The organism is Eubacterium sp. MSJ-33 (assembly GCF_022174665.1).
In the GTDB taxonomy this organism is placed as follows: domain Bacteria; phylum Bacillota; class Clostridia; order Lachnospirales; family Lachnospiraceae; genus Coprococcus_C.
Map to the genome: position 1 here is coordinate 1,342,103 of NZ_CP076562.1, position 17,824 is coordinate 1,359,926.

16 protein-coding genes are annotated in these 17,824 nt (G+C 44.9%); 2 read left to right on the forward strand and 14 right to left on the reverse strand.

Annotation, left to right across the window (positions count from 1 at the left end; translation table 11 throughout):
• Window positions 1-53 precede the first annotated feature (53 nt).
• The 11 genes from KP625_RS06245 to KP625_RS06295 form a co-directional block, all read right to left on the reverse strand.
• Window positions 54-1,547 (reverse strand): MBOAT family O-acyltransferase, encoded by a 1,494-nt coding sequence (locus tag KP625_RS06245; protein WP_238299799.1) that lies wholly within the window; start codon window positions 1,545-1,547, stop codon window positions 54-56.
• Window positions 1,548-1,777: 230 nt separating this feature from the next.
• Window positions 1,778-2,005, reverse strand: a complete 228-nt coding sequence (locus KP625_RS06250; protein ID WP_177969446.1) for an acyl carrier protein — start codon at window positions 2,003-2,005, stop codon at window positions 1,778-1,780.
• Window positions 2,006-2,170: 165 nt separating this feature from the next.
• The gene (locus KP625_RS06255; RefSeq protein WP_238299800.1) at window positions 2,171-3,445 is read right to left on the reverse strand and encodes an alanine racemase; all 1,275 of its coding nucleotides are present in this window, start codon (window positions 3,443-3,445) and stop codon (window positions 2,171-2,173) included.
• Window positions 3,442-5,127 carry an amino acid adenylation domain-containing protein gene (locus KP625_RS06260; RefSeq protein ID WP_238299801.1) on the reverse strand — a complete coding sequence of 562 codons (1,686 nt, stop codon included), beginning with the start codon at window positions 5,125-5,127 and terminating at the stop codon, window positions 3,442-3,444. The genes KP625_RS06255 and KP625_RS06260 overlap by 4 nt, the downstream gene beginning before the upstream one ends.
• A 171-nt stretch (window positions 5,128-5,298) precedes the next feature.
• Window positions 5,299-6,330, reverse strand: a complete 1,032-nt coding sequence (locus KP625_RS06265) for an SGNH/GDSL hydrolase family protein (RefSeq protein ID WP_238299802.1) — start codon at window positions 6,328-6,330, stop codon at window positions 5,299-5,301.
• Window positions 6,317-7,840 carry an MBOAT family O-acyltransferase gene (locus KP625_RS06270; protein WP_238299803.1) on the reverse strand — a complete coding sequence of 508 codons (1,524 nt, stop codon included), beginning with the start codon at window positions 7,838-7,840 and terminating at the stop codon, window positions 6,317-6,319. The genes KP625_RS06265 and KP625_RS06270 overlap by 14 nt, the downstream gene beginning before the upstream one ends.
• Window positions 7,841-7,987: 147 nt before the next feature.
• Window positions 7,988-9,001 (reverse strand): sensor histidine kinase, encoded by a 1,014-nt coding sequence (locus KP625_RS06275; RefSeq protein WP_238299804.1) that lies wholly within the window; start codon window positions 8,999-9,001, stop codon window positions 7,988-7,990.
• Window positions 8,998-9,666 carry a response regulator transcription factor gene (locus KP625_RS06280; RefSeq protein ID WP_238299805.1) on the reverse strand — a complete coding sequence of 223 codons (669 nt, stop codon included), beginning with the start codon at window positions 9,664-9,666 and terminating at the stop codon, window positions 8,998-9,000. The genes KP625_RS06275 and KP625_RS06280 overlap by 4 nt, the downstream gene beginning before the upstream one ends.
• A gap of 90 nt (window positions 9,667-9,756) precedes the next feature.
• Window positions 9,757-10,668 carry a quinolinate synthase NadA gene (gene nadA / locus KP625_RS06285; protein WP_238299806.1) on the reverse strand — a complete coding sequence of 304 codons (912 nt, stop codon included), beginning with the start codon at window positions 10,666-10,668 and terminating at the stop codon, window positions 9,757-9,759.
• An 89-nt stretch (window positions 10,669-10,757) separates the two neighbouring features.
• Window positions 10,758-11,285, reverse strand: coding sequence for a DUF3877 family protein (locus KP625_RS06290; protein WP_238299807.1), 528 nt, complete (start codon window positions 11,283-11,285; stop codon window positions 10,758-10,760).
• 82 nt (window positions 11,286-11,367) lie between these two features.
• Window positions 11,368-12,147, reverse strand: coding sequence for a tRNA threonylcarbamoyladenosine dehydratase (locus KP625_RS06295; RefSeq protein WP_238299808.1), 780 nt, complete (start codon window positions 12,145-12,147; stop codon window positions 11,368-11,370).
• Window positions 12,148-12,478: 331 nt separating this feature from the next.
• Between KP625_RS06295 and KP625_RS06300 the strand changes: the two genes are divergently transcribed.
• Window positions 12,479-12,937 (forward strand): MarR family winged helix-turn-helix transcriptional regulator, encoded by a 459-nt coding sequence (locus tag KP625_RS06300; protein WP_177969896.1) that lies wholly within the window; start codon window positions 12,479-12,481, stop codon window positions 12,935-12,937.
• 21 nt (window positions 12,938-12,958) lie between these two features.
• Window positions 12,959-14,290 carry an MATE family efflux transporter gene (locus tag KP625_RS06305; RefSeq protein ID WP_238299809.1) on the forward strand — a complete coding sequence of 444 codons (1,332 nt, stop codon included), beginning with the start codon at window positions 12,959-12,961 and terminating at the stop codon, window positions 14,288-14,290.
• A gap of 175 nt (window positions 14,291-14,465) precedes the next feature.
• Here the strand turns inward: KP625_RS06305 and KP625_RS06310 are convergent, their stop codons facing one another.
• From KP625_RS06310 to KP625_RS06320, 3 genes are all read right to left on the reverse strand, one after another.
• Entirely contained in the window at window positions 14,466-15,128 is a 663-nt protein-coding gene (locus KP625_RS06310; RefSeq protein ID WP_370641429.1) for a GDSL-type esterase/lipase family protein, read from the reverse strand.
• Between the two features lie 127 nt (window positions 15,129-15,255).
• Window positions 15,256-16,029, reverse strand: a complete 774-nt coding sequence (locus KP625_RS06315) for a DUF1189 family protein (protein WP_238299810.1) — start codon at window positions 16,027-16,029, stop codon at window positions 15,256-15,258.
• 4 nt (window positions 16,030-16,033) lie between these two features.
• Complete coding sequence (locus tag KP625_RS06320) at window positions 16,034-17,821, reverse strand: sensor histidine kinase (RefSeq protein ID WP_238299811.1); 1,788 nt, start codon at window positions 17,819-17,821, stop codon at window positions 16,034-16,036.
• Window positions 17,822-17,824: the final 3 nt, after the last annotated feature.

The window sequence follows — 17,824 nt, forward strand, 5'->3', positions numbered from 1 at the left end:
AAATCTTACACCATCAATACGCCACATACGTGATTCACATATTCATTCATCTGTCAGTACGCCGCATATATCATATCCACAATCGTATATCCGCTGCCATATGCGCCAAATACAACGACAAGAAGTATAACCGCATACCAGAAACTCCACCGGACCGGCAGCCTGCATTCCGCCACCTTTCTCCGGATTGAAATCCCCTTCTCGTGAATAATATCCACCACGAATACGAGCAGGATACTTACAGATGCCAGAATGAGATCCGGCATATCTACACCAAAATTTGACTCCGCAAGTGCGGTGATATGGAAATCTGTTACGATTCCGTGCAGCATCCGGAATCCGGTTGCAACGGTATCGGCACGGAAGAACATCTCACCGATGTTCACAATTATAAACATTTTCAAAAACCGGAATATCCTGAATCCGACACTTTCTGTATCAATCCTGAAATGTTCCACAAGCTTCCTACATGGTTCCTCGGTCAGATTCTCAATCACGATCAGCACAAAATAATACATACCATAAAAGATATAATTCATATGCGGTCCGTGCCAGATGCCATTTGACAGCCAGACGAAGAATAACGCAATCGTCGGCGCCACGAATTTACTGATTGAAAATCCGGCTTTCTTCTTAATCTTCTTTGCAAGATTCTTGACCGGTTTTGCAAGCGAGATTGGATAAAACACATAATCCTTCAGCCATGTGCCAAGCGTAATATGCCATCTGCGCCAGAAATCCCCCGCATTCTTTGCGAAGAACGGCTGACGGAAATTCTCCGGCAATGATACACCGAAAATCTCGCCGCTTCCCATAATGATATCCATACATCCGGAAAATTCCATATAAAGCTGCATCGTATACGCAAGCACACCGACAAGGATTGCCGCACCGTCAAAATTATTGTAGCTGCTGAATACCTTTGATACAAGTGGTGCCAGCCGGTCTGCAATCACCATCTTCTTAAACAATCCCCAGATAATCCGCTGGTACCCAAAGACCAGATTCTCAAACTGAATGCTTCTTCCGCCATACAAGGCCTCTGCAGTCTCAGAAAAGCGGCTGATCGGGCCTTCCATAATCTGTGGGAAGAAGCTTAAGAATAGTGCCACCTTAAACGGATTCTTACAGGACTCCTGGGTGCCACGATAGACATCTGTCATATAGGAAATTGCCTGTAAACTGTAATAGGAAATACCAATCGGTGCTGCAAGTGTCACACCAAATATCCGCAGGTATTTGAGTGTCACAAGTGCCCCTAAGATCAGCACAATCCCGACTGCCAGCACGCCGCGTTTCTTCCGCGTAAGTGCTTTCCCACGCAAGTCACTATGCTTTACAGGAATTATCGCAAGCCATCTTCCGGTTCCGTATGTCACAAGCGTTGCCAGAAGCAGCCAGACAAGAAGCTTACCGCTTATCATACAGAAAAATGTATAATCCGCTGCCAGCAGCACCAAAAAGCGGAACCGTGCCGGACTTAATTGATACAATACAATCACAACCGGCAAAAATATTAAACTGTATGTAAGCAGATGATACGCCATATGTCCTGTCCCTTTCTCTTTCGTATGATTTTGTACCTGATTTTTTCATCCCGCATTCACACGCAGTCGTCACCCGTTCATTTGGATGATTTCCCGCATCCACACGCAGTCGTCACCCATTCATTTGGATATTTTCCCGCATCCACACGCAGTCGTCACCGTTCGTTCGGATAATTTCCCGCATCCACACGCACCCATTCGCTCGAATAATTTCCTGTGTGTATGGGATACTACGCCTCCTTCAATCTACAGATCATCTCCCACAGACTCTTTGCTGAATTAAAGTTCGCCGGAATCAGTTCTGCCGGTGATACCTCAACATCAAAAGTATCCTCAATCTCTGACACGAGTGATAAAATGGCAAAGGAATCTAAGATATGATCGTCAATTAATGTCGTACAGTTCTCAAAATCCTCTCCCGGTGCAATACCTTCCAAAATCTCTAATAATTCTTCCATGTTACAAATCCTCCTATTTTTGTTATTGTGAACCCATGCTTTCTCCTGTGTTATCGCATCCGGTTCCCTGTTTTCATGCATCCTGCGTTGCCGCATCCGGTTTCCAATTTTCATGCATCCTGTGTTGTCGCATTCCGTTTCCCAGTTTTCATGCATCCTGCATTGTCACATTCGGTTCCGGTTTCCGCAGCCATGAAACGGATACGTCTCCACCTGGTCACGCAGCTTTTCGATTTTTCCGTCTGTCCCGCAGATCAAAACCTGAGGCAGTTCCCGGCTCAAAAACATTGCCATACCCTCGGTCGCCGCATAAGCGCCACATCGTTTGAAGCAGAACACATCGCCCTTTTCGGGATTGTGCAAAGTGACATCCCGCGCCAGCACATCATTGACGGTGCAAAGCGACCCACACAGATGAAACATCTCTCCGGCATCGCTATTTTCCGGCAGGCTGCACTCACTCTTTCCGTCCGCTCCACCGTGCTCCGACAGGATACAGTCATCACCATCTTTTTCTGCAAGCACTTTAATCTCCGGCTGCTTCATTCCCATCATCCACCCATAGTAGTTGATCTGGTGGATTCCGCCATCTAAGATCACAAATCCCGGCTTTGCCGTCCGCTTGACATCCATCACACGCGTCAGGTAATAACCACTCATCGACACAAGGAACCGTCCAAGCTCGATTGTCTTTTTGCCGTAGGCGTCACATGTCCGAAGCTTCTCGGCAAGTGTCTGTATCTGCGGCTCCGGCTCGCTTTCCCGTTGATCCTTCTCGCTGTCATTTACGAAATAAGAAACCTTCATGCCTGCTCCGTATTCAAGCTCCGAAAGCTTCATTCCGGTCTCAGATTCGAACGTCTCTGCAAATACGGCTAAGGCATCCATCTCCTTCTCCAGTTTACTCTGCCTCTTCTGAGTCCCAGCATAATAATGAACGCCAGCCAGTGTCAGATATGGACTTTCCTGTACCTCCTTTGCCAGCCGGATAAATGTCTCCGCATCAACACCGAACTGATTGCCACTTGAAAGCCGGATAAGCACCGAGAGCGGCATCTGATTTTTCTCTGCGAGTGTCCGCAGGATCTTCGCATGTTCTTCCGATTCGATTGTGTAGATTCCGGCACCCTTGCTGTAAGACAAGATGCGTTTCATGGATTCATAGGTCTTGTTAACCCCGGATACCACAATCTTCTCCGGTGCGATCTGTTCCTGTATGCAGATCTCATATTCGCCCGGGGAGCAGACCTCCAGCCGGTCAACCATGTCTGCCACATACGGAATCAGAAATGGATTCGCTTTTACCGCAAAGCAAAGTCCGGTATCCTCCGGCAGCAGACTGCGAAGCAACCGGATTCGCGCTTCCACTTCCCGCACATCGAAGATATAGGTCGGCGTTCCATATGTCGATGCAGCAATTCTTAATTCTTCTGTATTCATGCAAACGCTCCTTCCTTATACTGTGCTTCCAACAGCTTCTTATCAGTCTTGCCGTTCTTATTAAGCGGCAGCATGTCCACCTTGCAAAATACATTCGGCACCATGTAATCCGGCACCTTCTTCTTCATCGCAGTAATCAGATATTTCTTATCATCAATTCCGATGTAGCAGGCAACAACCTTGTTCTTCTCCCGGTCGTAAAAACACGCGGCACCCTCGATCTCCGGGATTGCGGCAAGTGCATGTTCTATCTCTTCTAACTCGATCCGGTGTCCCATATGTTTGATCTGAAAATCTTTCCGACCCGCAAAATAAAGCAGTCCGTCCCCTCCATAGCTTGCCAGGTCTCCCGTCCGGTAGATCGTCTCCGGGTAATCGGGATTAAGCGGATTTGCCACAAATGCCTTCGCCGTTGCCGCTGCATTTCTGTAATATCCGAGGGCAAGTGTCGTACCTGCCACGCAAAGCTCTCCAATCTTGCCAACGCTTCCCGGTTCGATCAGTTGATCGTCCTCGTCAAGCAGAAATACTCGTTCGTTCGGAAATGGAATTCCGATCGGAAGCTTCTCCTCCTCGGTATATTCGCGTTCCAGAATATGATAGGTACAGTTACAGGTGATCTCCGTCGGTCCATAGAGATTCACAAACGTCGCATCCGGATAGCAACTTTGCCATGCGTGAAGCTGCCGGATCGGCATCGCCTCTCCGCTGAATAAAATCTTGTTGATATCTGCCGGCACCTTATGCTTTAGTCCATGCAGCCGGTTTAACAGGCAGAGTGCCGATACCGCCCAGATCAATGTTGTGACATGATTCTCATCAAGCATGTCCACAACCGAATTCGGAAACATAAAATATGCTTTCGGAATCACAACCAAGGTTGCACCCACCTTCATCGCACTGTAGATATCCTTGACCGATACGTCGAAATCAAACGGTGCCTGATTGCCGATCACATCGGCTTTGGTAATATCGAAAATCTCCGTAAACTGATCGATAAATTCAATCACCGACCGATGTGCCACAAGTACGCCTTTCGGCGTTCCGGTCGATCCGGAAGTAAAATTACAATAGAGCGGATCGGTATCAATCATGGATTCCCGGATTTCCTGCAGCCGGGCATTTTCTATTTCCGATAATTCCGCCTGCGGATCTGCATATCCGGTTTCACCGGAATCAATTTCATCTACCGCATACAATTCCTTCTGCTGATTCACACATCCTGTTATTCCATCTGCGCCGGTCTGCGCCACATTGTCTGTATCTTCTGAATTTGTACATTCAAATTTCAGCCCGTGTACCAGTGTCTCCATCCGGATCACCCGCTCCATACAGCCACATGCAGCAAGCTTCTCCGGTGCACTGCTTCCGTCCACAATTACATCCGGCTCTAACACCGAAAGCATCGATTGGATACGTGCTTCCGGGAACGATGGATCTATCAGCGTATAGAAGCAGCCCGCATAGACAATTCCGAAAAATACCGCCAGCGTATCCGCGCTCTTATCCGCAAATACACAGACCGGATGCTTCGGTATTGTATGCTTTGCCAGACGGCTGCCAATGTATCTTGCTTTCTTCTGTAATTGTTCATATGTATAGGCACAGGCTGTATCCTTCACTGCAATCTTGTCCGGATATTTCTGTGCACTTTGTTCCAGATACTCTAATACATTTTTCATAATATCCTCCATGCAGGCAGATTCGTGATGTATGAATGCGAAAATACTCCGATAAATTTTTACACATCGTATATATACTTCCATCTGCGTGTCTGCTGCATTTTCTTGTTCTGTATATTAGTATAGCAACTTAAATATTAAGATAAAACCAAGCAATCATTTAAGATTTGTTTAAGTTTGCGGAATGAGTTTTTCTAACTCTGACACCCGCTTGTTCCATGCCTCATACCGGGCATCTTTCCGACGATCCGGCAAAGTATAATGCGCCTGCAGATACTGCTGCAGATACACCGTTACCTTCCGGCATCCATTATAATTAATATGATCTCCGCCATCGAGCGTATCTAAGTTCCAGTCTATTCCGAGTTCTTCGGTATTCAGATTCAGATCAAGATATGGAACCCCCAGTTTATCCGCGAGTTCCTGCACCGCATTGTGCCGTTGCATCGTATGATTGACCGGAGATGGTGCCGTCACCAAAAGCATCTTCGATCCATGCGTATCGCACAGGTCTTTGATTGCCTCCAGATAATACCGCGTGATGAATGTCACCGGTGTTTTCTCAGCCGTCGCATGCATGTAGGCGCCGCCGGTATATGGTGCCACGGCTACCCGCAACTCAAATCCATTGAAAATCGTTGTCTGCAGTTTCGGATCGGCAGGTTCCATCTTCCAGAACCGATGGTATTTGAAGATTGGGAACATCTGCTGCGCAAGCTCCTGCGCGGATTTTGCCGCATCCCGTATCACACTTGCATCTCCTCGGGAGAAAAACTCATTTGTCTCTAAGATTACCACCTTCGGGGACTGCCGTTTCAAAATCTTCTTAAGCGAGAAATAACTTTCCCCGATCCATTGTCCGGACTGTCCGCCGATATAAGACGCAATCCCCTCATCCTTCCATAACTGATATGTGGACAGTAACGTATAGCTCTCGCTGTCACCAAGGATTGCCACATCGACCATATCTTCCGGTTCGGACAGCAGATGCAGCAGATACCGTTCCCGCTCGGAAACCGAATCCTGTAAACCAAGTCGGATCGGATCGCACAGCTTCCCGGCTGCTACAAGAAGCAGCAAAACCACCATTGCAAATGCGGCTGCCCGAAACCATATCTTATGTGTCCCGGATTTTTTTCTTTCAGGATCCGTATTTTCCGAAATATCTTTCTTTTGTATATCCATATCTTTAGAAGCCTGCATAGATCAGATCCACCTCCTGATATCCCGGTCCGTACGCACCGAATATAAGCACGACAAAGATGAGTGCAAGATATACGAGCCAGCGAACCGGCAGCCGTTTCTGTAAGATTACGCCACGCACATCCACCTGGGGCTCACGGAAATGGTTTACCACACCAACGAGCAGCAAAGACGCAAGAACAATTCCCATCTCCACTCTGCCAAGTCCAAGGGAAAGCAAGGTTCCGTCCCAGAGCCTGTGTATCTCAAAATCACGGAACAGCGATGCAAACATATTCATTCCGATGCTCAGTGTATCCGCCCGGAAAAACAGTTCTCCGGTGAAAATGATTACCCATGTTTTCAAAATTCGAAGTACATTCCACCATGTCGTAGCTTCGGTAATCTTCCATGCTTCGCCAAGCTTCTTCATCGCCGGTTCCAACATCAGTTCAATCATGATTACAACGAAATAATACATGCCGTAGAAAAGGTAACTCCAGTTCGCACCATGCCAGAGTCCGTTGCACACCCACACAGGGAATAACGCGATTGCGGAAGCAACCATCAGCTTCACATATTTACTCGTATGCTTCTTTGCAAAGCGGTTCCATTTCCTGGTGAGCTTCGACATGGAAACCGGATAGAAAATATATGTCTTGAACCATCTGCCAAGTGAAATATGCCATCTACGCCAGAATTCCGATGCATTCTTCGATACGAACGGCTGTGCAAAATTCTCCGGCAATGTCACGCCAAAGCATTCCGCACTTCCGATCACGATATCCATACAACCGGAAAACTCCATATAAAGCTGGACAGTATAGGATACTGCCGCGACCACGATCATCACTCCGTGATAAGACGCATACCCGTCAAACAACGTCTGCACCGCAACATACAGACGGTCTGCAATCACAACCTTCTTGATGAGTCCCCAGCCAATCCGCATATAGCCCCGGACGAGATTTTCACTCCGGATATCTTCCCCCTTCGTGAGTGCATCTGCTGTATCACTGTACATACAGATTGGTCCTTCCATGATGATTGGGAAGAAGCTTAAGAAGAGTGCAAGCTTCGCAATGTTTCGCTCCGGTTCAATCTTCTTCCAGTAGACATCTGCCATGTAACCGATTGCAGAAAGCGTGTAAAATGAGATACCAAGCGGCAGCAGGAAACGCCGCACCGGAAGACGCAACGACGACTGTGCCGCTCCAAAAAGCAAATTCAGATTCTCTGCAAAAAATCCGCTGTATTTCATCACCAGCAGCATACCAAGAAGCAGCCAGACCCCTATTGTCAGTATCGCTTTTCTGCGTTTTTTCTCACCGGTAGCAGCCAGTCTTCCAACTATGTAAGTGATTCCGGTTGCTCCAGCCAAAAATAGAATCAATCTGTGGCTGAACAAAAAATAGAAACAATAACTAAAAAAGAGCAACACGCCAAAACGAACCCGCTTTGGTGCAAGCTGATAACCGATGAGAACCACCGGCAAAAATACTAAAAAATACACGGATTCATGATAAGCCATGTTCCAAATCCTCGCCACAGTATCTGACTGTGTCTTTCTTCCATATTTGAGTCCCAGGCATCTGTCCTGCCTGTATCATACATTCTCCCATGCGTTCTATCCATCGTAGTTTATGACAACTCTCTTACATTTTTGTAAGATTACAAACTACTCTCTCGTCAGGAATGTCTCTTTGCCAAAGACAATCTCCACCTCGGTATACTCCCCATACACGGACGTAATCGCAATCGAATGTCCAAGCTTATTGCAAAGCTGTTTACATATATACAAACCCATTCCGGTAGAAGCATTTCCACGCCGTCCGTTCTCCCCGGTAAAGGTCTTGTCAAACACCCGGTCGATATCCTGTTGTGCTATACCGATGCCATTATCACGGATTCTAAGAACCGTCTTATCTGCCATATCCTCTGCCGCAAAAGAAATACACGATTGCTTTCCAGGATCCCGGTATTTGATACTGTTGTTCACGATCTGACCAAGCATAAATGCAAGCCACTTGGAATCCGTGACAACGGAATGGTTTGTATCGTTTTTCTCAATTCGTATTTTATTCCCGATCAGCAGATCCTTCTGCTGCTGTAACACCTGATTGATGGCAGCATCCAGATTGCACGCGGTGAGCAGATAATCCTTCTCTGCTGCATCTGCACGTGCATAAAATAGAATCTGCTCAACAAATCCGTTGATACGGGCAAGCTGCGCCTTCTGTTTCTTCAGATCCTGACTGCCATTATAATTCATGAGATTTAATGCCGCAATCGGAATCTTGATCTCGTGGATCCAAAGTTCTAAATATTCCTTGAAATCCCGTAGGGAATCCTCGGTGTCATTTAACTTATCCCGCATGGACTTCCCGGTGTCATACAGAACATCCATCCAGATTTTGCCTTCCTCGAAATCCGGTTGTACCATCATCTCTGTGATCAGATATTTCTGATCCAGACCGTCAAGGATTCCCTGCAGCTCCCGGTAGAAATGGCTCCGCTTCCGGTAATCCGCACCGAAGGCACACAGTGACGTTACAAAAATAATTCCCTCCATCACCCAGATAAAATCCATCCGTGCTTTGCAGGCAAACCCTAACAGCTTGAATACTACCATGATACATACCACCGCAGCAACAAAGCCGATTCTGTCTTTTAGATAACCTCGAACTGTCATTCCAAAATATACCCCTGTCCACGTTTTGTCCGGATTGCATCCGCCACACCAAGATCGGAGAGTTTTTTCCGCACACGGTTCATATTCACCGTCAGCGTGTTATCATCCACAAATGCTTCCGAATCCCACAGATAGCTGATCAGCTCATCCCGCGTCACAATCGTATTCTGATGTTTTAGCAGATAGGATAAAATCCCCGCCTCATTCTTCGTAAGCTCCACGTTGTTATCTCCGACACATAAGATGCCGCGAGCCATATCGAGTGTCAGATTCTTATAGGTGAGTCCTTTGTCCGTGTCCAGCTTTCCAAGGCGCTTGAATACCGCCTCGATATGAAGCAGCAGAATAGACGGATTGTATGGCTTCGCAATAAAATCATCCGCACCGAAGCTCATTGATATTACTTCGTCCATCTCTGTGTTTTTACTTGTCACCATAATAACCGGAATATCCGATGTCTTACGCAATTCCCGCAGCACGCTCTGTCCATCTATCCCCGGAAGGTTGATATCGAGCAATACCATATCCGCCTGCGAAGCAAGGATCTGTCCGGCAACATCGTTAAATTCTCCGACACACTGTGCATCATACTGATTCGAGATCAGAAGATACTGCAATTCCTGTGCCAGTGCCATATCATCTTCCACAATTAAAATACGTTTCATCTCATACTCCTCGCCCAGTGGTTTCCGTGCATCTGACGGCCATCGGATTTCTCCGGTGGTTTCCACGTTGCTGCCGGTTTAACGGATTTGCTACTGTGCCAGGCGGAGCATCTCATCAAGCGGTTTTTTCGCCTGTTCACACATCTCCTCCGGAAGAATCACTTCATCCTTCAGATCTTCAAGCTTCTCGAGCACCTTGTCCAGACTGACCTTCTTCATATTCGGGCAGAACTGTCTGTGTCCGACAGAGAAGAATTTCTTATCCGGATTTTTCTGCATCAGTTCATAGAACACGCCCATTTCTGTACAGATCAGGAATTTCTTACTGTCTGATGCAGTTGCATAATCAATAATCTGGGACGTACTTCCAATAAAATCTGCAAGTGCTAATGTATCACTTGTACATTCCGGGTGTGCCAATACCAGTGCATCCGGATGTAATTCCTTCGCCTTCTTCACATCCTCACTGTGAATACTCTTATGTACATGGCAGAACCCGTCGTTGAAGATAAAATGCTTCTCCGGTACCTGTTCCGCTATAAAATGCGCCAGATTGTAATCCGGTATAAAATAGATATCTTTATTCGGAAGCGCCTTGACAATCTTCAATGCATTCGACGATGTCACACAGACATCCGAGTGGGCTTTCAATTCTGCGGTCGAATTGACATAGCAGACAACCGCCACATCCGGATATTCTTTCCGCACTTCCTCGATCTTCTCGACTTCCGCCATATGCGCCATCGGGCAATCCGCTCCATCATCTGCCATATAGACATGCTTTTTCGCGTTCAAAAGCTTCGCGCTCTCCCCCATAAAGGAAACGCCACAAAATAAAATATTCTGTTGTTCTACTGTAGTTGCAACCTTTGCAAGATAATACGAATCTCCGACATAATCTGCGATTTCCTGCACCTCGCCATCCACATAATAATGTGCTAAGATTACGACATCCTTTTCTTTCTGTAATTCCTTGATTCTCTCTTTCATTTGTTCGTTCATGGGAAAACTCCTTTTCAATCTTAAATCATAGTTGTATCCAAATTGTATCTTTTTTCTTAAATTCCACAATCTTACTGTTTAATAATATTTTAAATTGTATCGAAATCATCCTTTGTGAATCGGTGATAGGTGATTCCAAACTGATCATCTGTCACACAGTACAGATAAGGCTCCACATTCTTATCCGCAAAAGAGAGTACCGTTCCCAGATCTTCCTCATCATCTTCTTCACAGACGGTCGTTCCGTGTGCTTTCGCAAATGCCTCAAAATACGCCCGTACCTGTTGCATATCCTGTGTCTTGAGTATCTTCAGAAATCCCTCTAAAAAATCAGAAACCGGAATCTCCCGGTTAATATAATCACAGCCCTCCGGACTGACAAACACGCAAAAACGATCTGCTTTTTCCGTTACTTCCACATGCCCAAGCTGCGGTACATTCTTTTCAAAATATGCCTCTGCCTCCCGGCAGATCTTCTCTGAATCCTCCTCTACCGGAAGTTTCAAATACCCACACACGGACACTTTCGGATAATAGAGGCGCACGCCCGCATCATCCGTGCCAATCTTCGTCTGCCATTCTTTCACTGTATCAATTACATGTTTCTCTAAGGTCATCGTTTCTGCCTCCTGTGCAATCCCATTCATACCAATGAAATTATACGATACACGAGTTTCTATATTTGTCCTGCATTAGTATTTATTTTTCCTCTCCGTTTTGAGGTATATTCTTAACCAGATCCTTCACAACTTCACCTGCAATAATAAGACCTGCCACAGATGGAACAAATGCAACACTACCCGGAATATCTCTCCGCTCGGTACATTTATGTTTCGCACCCGGGGGACACACACAATGTGTCTGGCAGCTAATCGACATATCTTCCATCGGACGGATTGACTGCTCCTCCGAATACACAACCTTAAGTTTCTTCACGCCACGCTTTTTTAGTTCGCGCCTCATCACCTTCGCAAGCGGACAAACCTTCGTCTTATAGATATCTGCAACCCGGAACTGACTGCCATCCAGTTTGTTTCCGGCACCCATACTGCTAATAATCGGAATATGTTTCTCCTGTGCTTTCATCACAAGGGCAATCTTCGCAGTCACTGTATCTACTGCATCTACCATGTAGTCGTAATCTTCATATGAAAACTCATCTGCATTTTCCGGCAGGAAGAAACAATTATGAATCCGCACATCTGCTTTCGGATTAATATCCAGAATCCGCTCTTTCATCACTTCCGTTTTATATTTTCCGATTGTCTTATGGGTTGCGATAATCTGACGGTTCAAATTTGTCAAACACACCTTATCATCATCGATCAGATCAAACGCTCCAACGCCGCTTCGTGCCAGTGCCTCACAGACATAACCACCCACTCCGCCGATTCCAAATACTGCGACACGAGAATTCTGTAACTTCTCCATCGCTTCTTTTCCAAGCAGAAGCTCGGTTCTCGAAAATTGTGTCAGCATCTTTTTACTCCTGTCCTGTTCTTCTTGATACGTTGTATATATTGTATATTCATTTTTGCCCCTAGTATACTTCAATCCCTTCAAAATAGCAACGTATCTTGCCATGTTTCCTAAATAATTACAAATAATTTACATACATTCTCCTCTTGACACAAGTCCGAAATCAGACTATACTAAGTATGATTTCGGACTTGTGTAGGTACGAAATCAGACATATTTTGTCGAATTACAGTGATATATATTGCAGCCGCTTCATAAATTACAAGACTACAAAAACTATATCCGGAACCTGCCGGCAGCTAAATCATAACATAAAGGAGAACTCATGAACATGAAAGAACACAATAAAGAAGAACAACCTTATATGAGTGAAAAACTGGTTATCTTCAACCGCATCTACAAAGAATATAATGAAATTTATCACGATGCAGCAACCAGACTGGGACTGTCAAACAGCGAGTTTGACACCCTGTATGCAATCTGCGAACTCGGCGATGGCTGCAAGCAGTCCGACATCTGCCGTACAACTTTTATCCCGAAACAAACCGTAAACTCAGCAATCCGTGTATTAGAGAAGAAAGATTATCTGACACTTGCATCCGGAAAGGGACGGAGCATGCACATCTATCTGACTGAACAGGGATTGCAGCTCGTGCGGCGCACGATTTTCCCGATGGTTGAAATTGAGAACGAAGCATTTCCGAAACTGACAGAAAAAGAATACAAATCAATCCTGCATTTCCATACGCAGTACCTCACAGCCCTACGCGAGGGAATCCAGAAGCTATAACAATGACGGAGGAATTACAACATGAAAATACAATTATCAGAGCATTTTACATATAAGAAGCTACTGCGCTTTGTCCTGCCATCCATTATCATGATGATCTTCACATCAATCTATGGTATCGTTGATGGACTGTTCGTATCGAACTTTGTCGGCAAAACGGCATTTGCCGCAGTCAATCTGGTTATGCCGCTTATGATGGGAGTGTCCGCGCTCGGCTTTATGGTCGGCACCGGCGGTAGTGCAATCGTTGCCAAAACTCTTGGTGAAGGTGAGCACAAGAAAGCAAACGAATATTTCTCGCTCCTTGTCTATGTAACGTTTATCGGTGGTATCATCTTTAGTCTTTGCGGTATGGCTTTAGTCCGCCCGATTGCCTCTGTGCTCCATGCCGAAGGGGCGTTGTTAGATAACTGTGTATTATACGGAAGAATCTGTTTCATATCCATGCCAGCCTTTATGCTACAGAACGTATTCCAAAGTTTCTTCGTCACCGCAGAAAAACCAAAGCTCGGACTTTGCGTCATCATAGCTGCCGGCGTGACAAATATGATCTTAGATTATCTGTTTATTGCAGTATTCAAATGGGGATTGCCGGGTGCCGCGATTGCTACGGTAACCGGAGAATGCATCGGTGGATTCTTCCCGATCTTCTATTTTGCACGGAAGAATTCCAGCCTGCTGAAACTTGGAAAGACAAAATTCGACGGAGCGGTTTTATGGAAGACATGTACAAACGGTTCTTCAGAACTTATGACAAACCTCTCTTCGTCCCTTGTGAATTCGCTCTATAACATGCAGCTTATGAAATACGCAGGCGAAAATGGTGTCGCTGCCTATGGTGCAATCATGTATGTAAACTTCATATTCATATCAATCTTCCTTGGATATTCGGTCGGCAGTGCACCAATCATCAGCTACCACTACGGTGCCGGAAACCGGGATGAATTAAAGAACATGTTCAAAAAAAGCACAAGCCTGATTGCCTTCTGGGGCATCTTACTAGTCCTGCTGGCACACGTAATTGCCGGACCATTGACGAAGATCTTCGTGGGCTATGACGCGGAACTGTTTGCACTTACAAAGCATGGATTCCTGATCTATTCTTTTACCTATCTGATCAATGGATTCAATATTTACGGTTCGTCGTTCTTTACGGCACTAAACAACGGACTGGTTTCCGCACTGATCTCGTTCCTGCGGACACTCGTCTTCCAGTTAGCCTCTGTTATGCTGCTGCCTCTTTTCTTAGGTATAGACGGTATCTGGGGGGCAATCATTATAGCGGAAGCAATCACACTTTGTGTGACTCTCTTCTTCGTGTTCTCGCAGCAAAAGAAATATGGGTATCTATAATTAACATATAACTACAAGTAATCTGTATAGCTATAACATTCGATCATCGAATACCGATTCTTATTCACACCATAAAAGCCGGTAAGGAACTATCACAGCTAGCTCTCTTACCGGCTTCTTATCCACATACAATGTTATAATTTCAGTCTTATCTGCAAACATTCTACAAAGGAAGTTATGCAACCGCCGCGAATATATCATCAATCTTCGCATAGATTGCGTCTGCAAGCTTCTCATGTCCTTCCTCATTCAAATGTTCCTGATCCGTCTCACTCGGTGCAGCCACATCAGATGCATCCAGGAAATACAGATGTTCATTTCTGGCAATCTCTGCATAGACACCGGCAAGCCCTTTCGATATCTCAACCGATTCTCTGGAAAACTCCGGGTCATAGGATTTCTCCCAGACCTTTTCGCCCAGATGAATCGGCGAAACAAGAAGAATCCTACTGTCCGGTGCAAAGCTTCGGATCTTCGCGATTACTGTCTCCACGCCTTTTCCTATCAGTTCCGGTGTCGTCTTATATGCAGCCTTGCAATCATTGGTTCCAAGCATCAAAATGACAAGATCCGATGCACCATGCGTCTCCAACACGGCATTGACGAATTTTGCACCATTGCGATGATCCCGAAACGGATCATCAAAAACTGTCGTTCGTCCACAAAGTCCTTCTTCAATCACACGATACTGTTGAAGCCCAAGCTTCTCATTTAAACGGCTTGTCCACCGGATTCCCCACGGATACCGTGCATTTTTCTTTGGTATCAGGCCATATGTATTCGAATCTCCATAACATAAAATCTGTCTCATCATTCTCACCTCGATCAATTCTTTCATGCCTCCATTATATAGCTATAAGGCAATTTCGGAAAATACAAGGTTTTTATATCTACTTATAAGCAATGGTTATTACACACTAATTTTTCCGATTTCTCTGTGTTAATTGCTCACCTCTATTGTATTTCTACATTTCGCGCTCATTTTTCATCAGCGCAACACTCACAGTGATCATATGCACAGTCACGAAAATTCCAATGATTGACACAAGCAGACTTGGCAAAAAGCCGATTGCCTGATTAAAATTCGATAGAATCATCGCAAAGGACTGTCCATAAAAACATAACGCAAACACCTGGCCAAATCGCAGGTTCAAGTGGAACTGGCGGTTCATGCTATTCACAAGTATCGAGAAGATCAGCGAAATCACTGCATATTTCACAAAAAAACTGAGCATTGTTCCTAGCAGCGACAAAAACAGCACTGCATAGATAGAAGGAATCATAGCGACGAGCATGTCATTGTTAAAGCCTTCCGGAAGATAATCTGCCAGATAATACACGCCATAATCTGTAACCTTCGACCCAAGCACCATACTGATTCGTACAGTTTTACTTCCAACCGCCAGGAACATCCCCTGTTTATTCAAACTATCATTTTGCACAGTCTCCTGCGTAGTATCCACAAGAAAATTAGCTGCATTAATATGCATATTTAATTCATTGGATACGGACAACGTTCCATCCGTATAATTGACTTCACCAAGGCTCTGAGTAAAAAGTTTTTCGAATCCTCCAAATCCGGAAATAATCGATGCCGATGGCACCACAAAATCAACAATAGAAAGCACCAGCATCATCACAATCACATACGCCACAAACCGTCTGCGTGGTAACTCGATCATATCTTTATATCTGGCCGGACGAAACCATCCATATACGATTTGTTCAGAAAATGTCATCTTTTTACTCCTTTATGATATATCCCTTTTTCGGAACCTTTACTGTCAATATGGTTCCTTTATCCTGTTTGGTACGCACTTCGATCAGCGCACCGGTCATTGTTTTTAAAGTCTTCTGGATTATCCGATAATCCTGCTTTGCACGAAATTTCTTTGTTGGGGCAATGCCGCTTCCATTATCTACAATCTGAATTGCAAAACAGTCCAGACGCTCGTAGCTTCGCACGACTACCTTTCCCGGTCGATTCGTTTCCACCACCGCTTCCACTGCATTTTCCACGAGCGGCTCAATGGTGTTATATGGTACTTTAAAATCCGTGATTTTGTCTTCAATCACAATTTCCAAACCCGGATGAATCCGCTTCTGCATGCCTAGATATGAACGAATATAAGATAATTCCTCTTTAAACGCAACCACACCATTTTTATATACCGCATCCATATTATGCTGCATAAACATGGATGTATCATAGATTAACCGGCTATTTACCTGATCGTGTGTCTTTAAATCCGTGATTGCTGTATTTAATGCCCTGTAAATAAGAGCTGTATTAATCGTCCGTACTGCCCGTGACTTCTCATACCCGACACTGCTTAACGCTGCGTCACGCTCTGCATTCATCTCCTGAATGATTGTCTTCTCGATTGATACCATCAACAACACAGCAAATACAAACAATCCAATTTGCAGTACCAATCCCTGATAACTCTTATAAAACCAGAAAAATCCCAACACAAACTCAACCAGGCAAGACCCTGTTAAAATCACATTTGCCCAGAAATTGCTGTAAATACTTTTATCAGAATATGTATCCGCAGCCAGATACATAATAAAGCACAACATCAGCAGCCCCAGTAAAATCAATATCTTCGTAAAGAATATATAACTTGCAAAATCACAGACGCCTACCAGCTGGAATACTATACCTGTCAGGAAATTTACCGCATAAACATAAATCAATATTTCAAATATCTTCGCATACCGCCGTTTCATGGCAAAACTACGCAGATACATAAAATACAACACCGGCATCAACAGTAGAAAAATCTGGCTTGTCATATAAGTTGCAAACTGATTTCCAGTGAGGAGCTGCATCATTGCATTTCCAAAGAATATCCAGGCTGCAGCAAACAAAATAAATCCGAATCCATACGTAGCCCTCTGTTTGTTGATATTTTCATTTGTCATAAATAACAGGGAAATTCCCAATAACACAGTCAGAATCAACACCATCAATGATACAACAAACGGAATTCCGTTTCTACGTATCATCCACGATACAATATCTCCCCGGGAACCGTAGTACACATGAGGCAGTCTTCCGCTATATCTGCTATACGCAGATGACAACTGTATCGTTATCGTCTGTCCAACATTGGCATCTATATCCACTACATGATACCCCGGAACTGCATTTTTTATCCACGGATTCTCTGACAAAACACCATTTTCATATACACGCTGTCCATCAATAGATACGATGACATTCTGAAATTCTGTATAAAAATATACAGCACTGCCTTCCCCTGCATCTTCGGGAATACGGTGTGTGATCGTAACTATCTCTGATTTTCCGGTTTTCAGCTTTGTTGGCAGATCAACAATCTGTTCTTCGGAAGTGCCTTCCTGATAGACCACCCATGTATCATCCATCTTTTTAGGCGTACGAAAAGATATCTTTCCACTTCCGCCACCGGATGCAGCAAAACTGAAGAACAGCATCAACAAAACACCAACGGATACGGCAATTATCGTCAAAATATTCAGTTGTCTAAAACGACGTTCATTCATAAC

Excerpts from the sequence above, each read along its gene's own strand:
- KP625_RS06265 (WP_238299802.1), bottom strand. The coding sequence starts at position 6,330 with ATGCAGGCTTCTAAAGATATGGATATACAAAAGAAAGATATTTCGGAA.
- KP625_RS06255 (WP_238299800.1), bottom strand. The coding sequence starts at position 3,445 with ATGAATACAGAAGAATTAAGAATTGCTGCATCGACATATGGAACGCCG.
- KP625_RS06290 (WP_238299807.1), bottom strand. The coding sequence starts at position 11,285 with ATGACCTTAGAGAAACATGTAATTGATACAGTGAAAGAATGGCAGACG.
- KP625_RS06245 (WP_238299799.1), bottom strand. The coding sequence starts at position 1,547 with ATGGCGTATCATCTGCTTACATACAGTTTAATATTTTTGCCGGTTGTG.
- KP625_RS06270 (WP_238299803.1), bottom strand. The coding sequence starts at position 7,840 with ATGGCTTATCATGAATCCGTGTATTTTTTAGTATTTTTGCCGGTGGTT.
- KP625_RS06275 (WP_238299804.1), bottom strand. The coding sequence starts at position 9,001 with ATGACAGTTCGAGGTTATCTAAAAGACAGAATCGGCTTTGTTGCTGCG.
- KP625_RS06295 (WP_238299808.1), bottom strand. The coding sequence starts at position 12,147 with ATGCTGACACAATTTTCGAGAACCGAGCTTCTGCTTGGAAAAGAAGCG.
- KP625_RS06320 (WP_238299811.1), bottom strand. The coding sequence starts at position 17,821 with ATGAATGAACGTCGTTTTAGACAACTGAATATTTTGACGATAATTGCC.
- KP625_RS06315 (WP_238299810.1), bottom strand. The coding sequence starts at position 16,029 with ATGACATTTTCTGAACAAATCGTATATGGATGGTTTCGTCCGGCCAGA.
- KP625_RS06310 (WP_370641429.1), bottom strand. The coding sequence starts at position 15,128 with ATGAAAGAATTGATCGAGGTGAGAATGATGAGACAGATTTTATGTTAT.
- KP625_RS06280 (WP_238299805.1), bottom strand. The coding sequence starts at position 9,666 with ATGAAACGTATTTTAATTGTGGAAGATGATATGGCACTGGCACAGGAA.
- nadA (WP_238299806.1), bottom strand. The coding sequence starts at position 10,668 with ATGAACGAACAAATGAAAGAGAGAATCAAGGAATTACAGAAAGAAAAG.
- KP625_RS06260 (WP_238299801.1), bottom strand. The coding sequence starts at position 5,127 with ATGAAAAATGTATTAGAGTATCTGGAACAAAGTGCACAGAAATATCCG.
- KP625_RS06305 (WP_238299809.1), top strand. The coding sequence starts at position 12,959 with ATGAAAATACAATTATCAGAGCATTTTACATATAAGAAGCTACTGCGC.
- KP625_RS06250 (WP_177969446.1), bottom strand. The coding sequence starts at position 2,005 with ATGGAAGAATTATTAGAGATTTTGGAAGGTATTGCACCGGGAGAGGAT.
- KP625_RS06300 (WP_177969896.1), top strand. The coding sequence starts at position 12,479 with ATGAAAGAACACAATAAAGAAGAACAACCTTATATGAGTGAAAAACTG.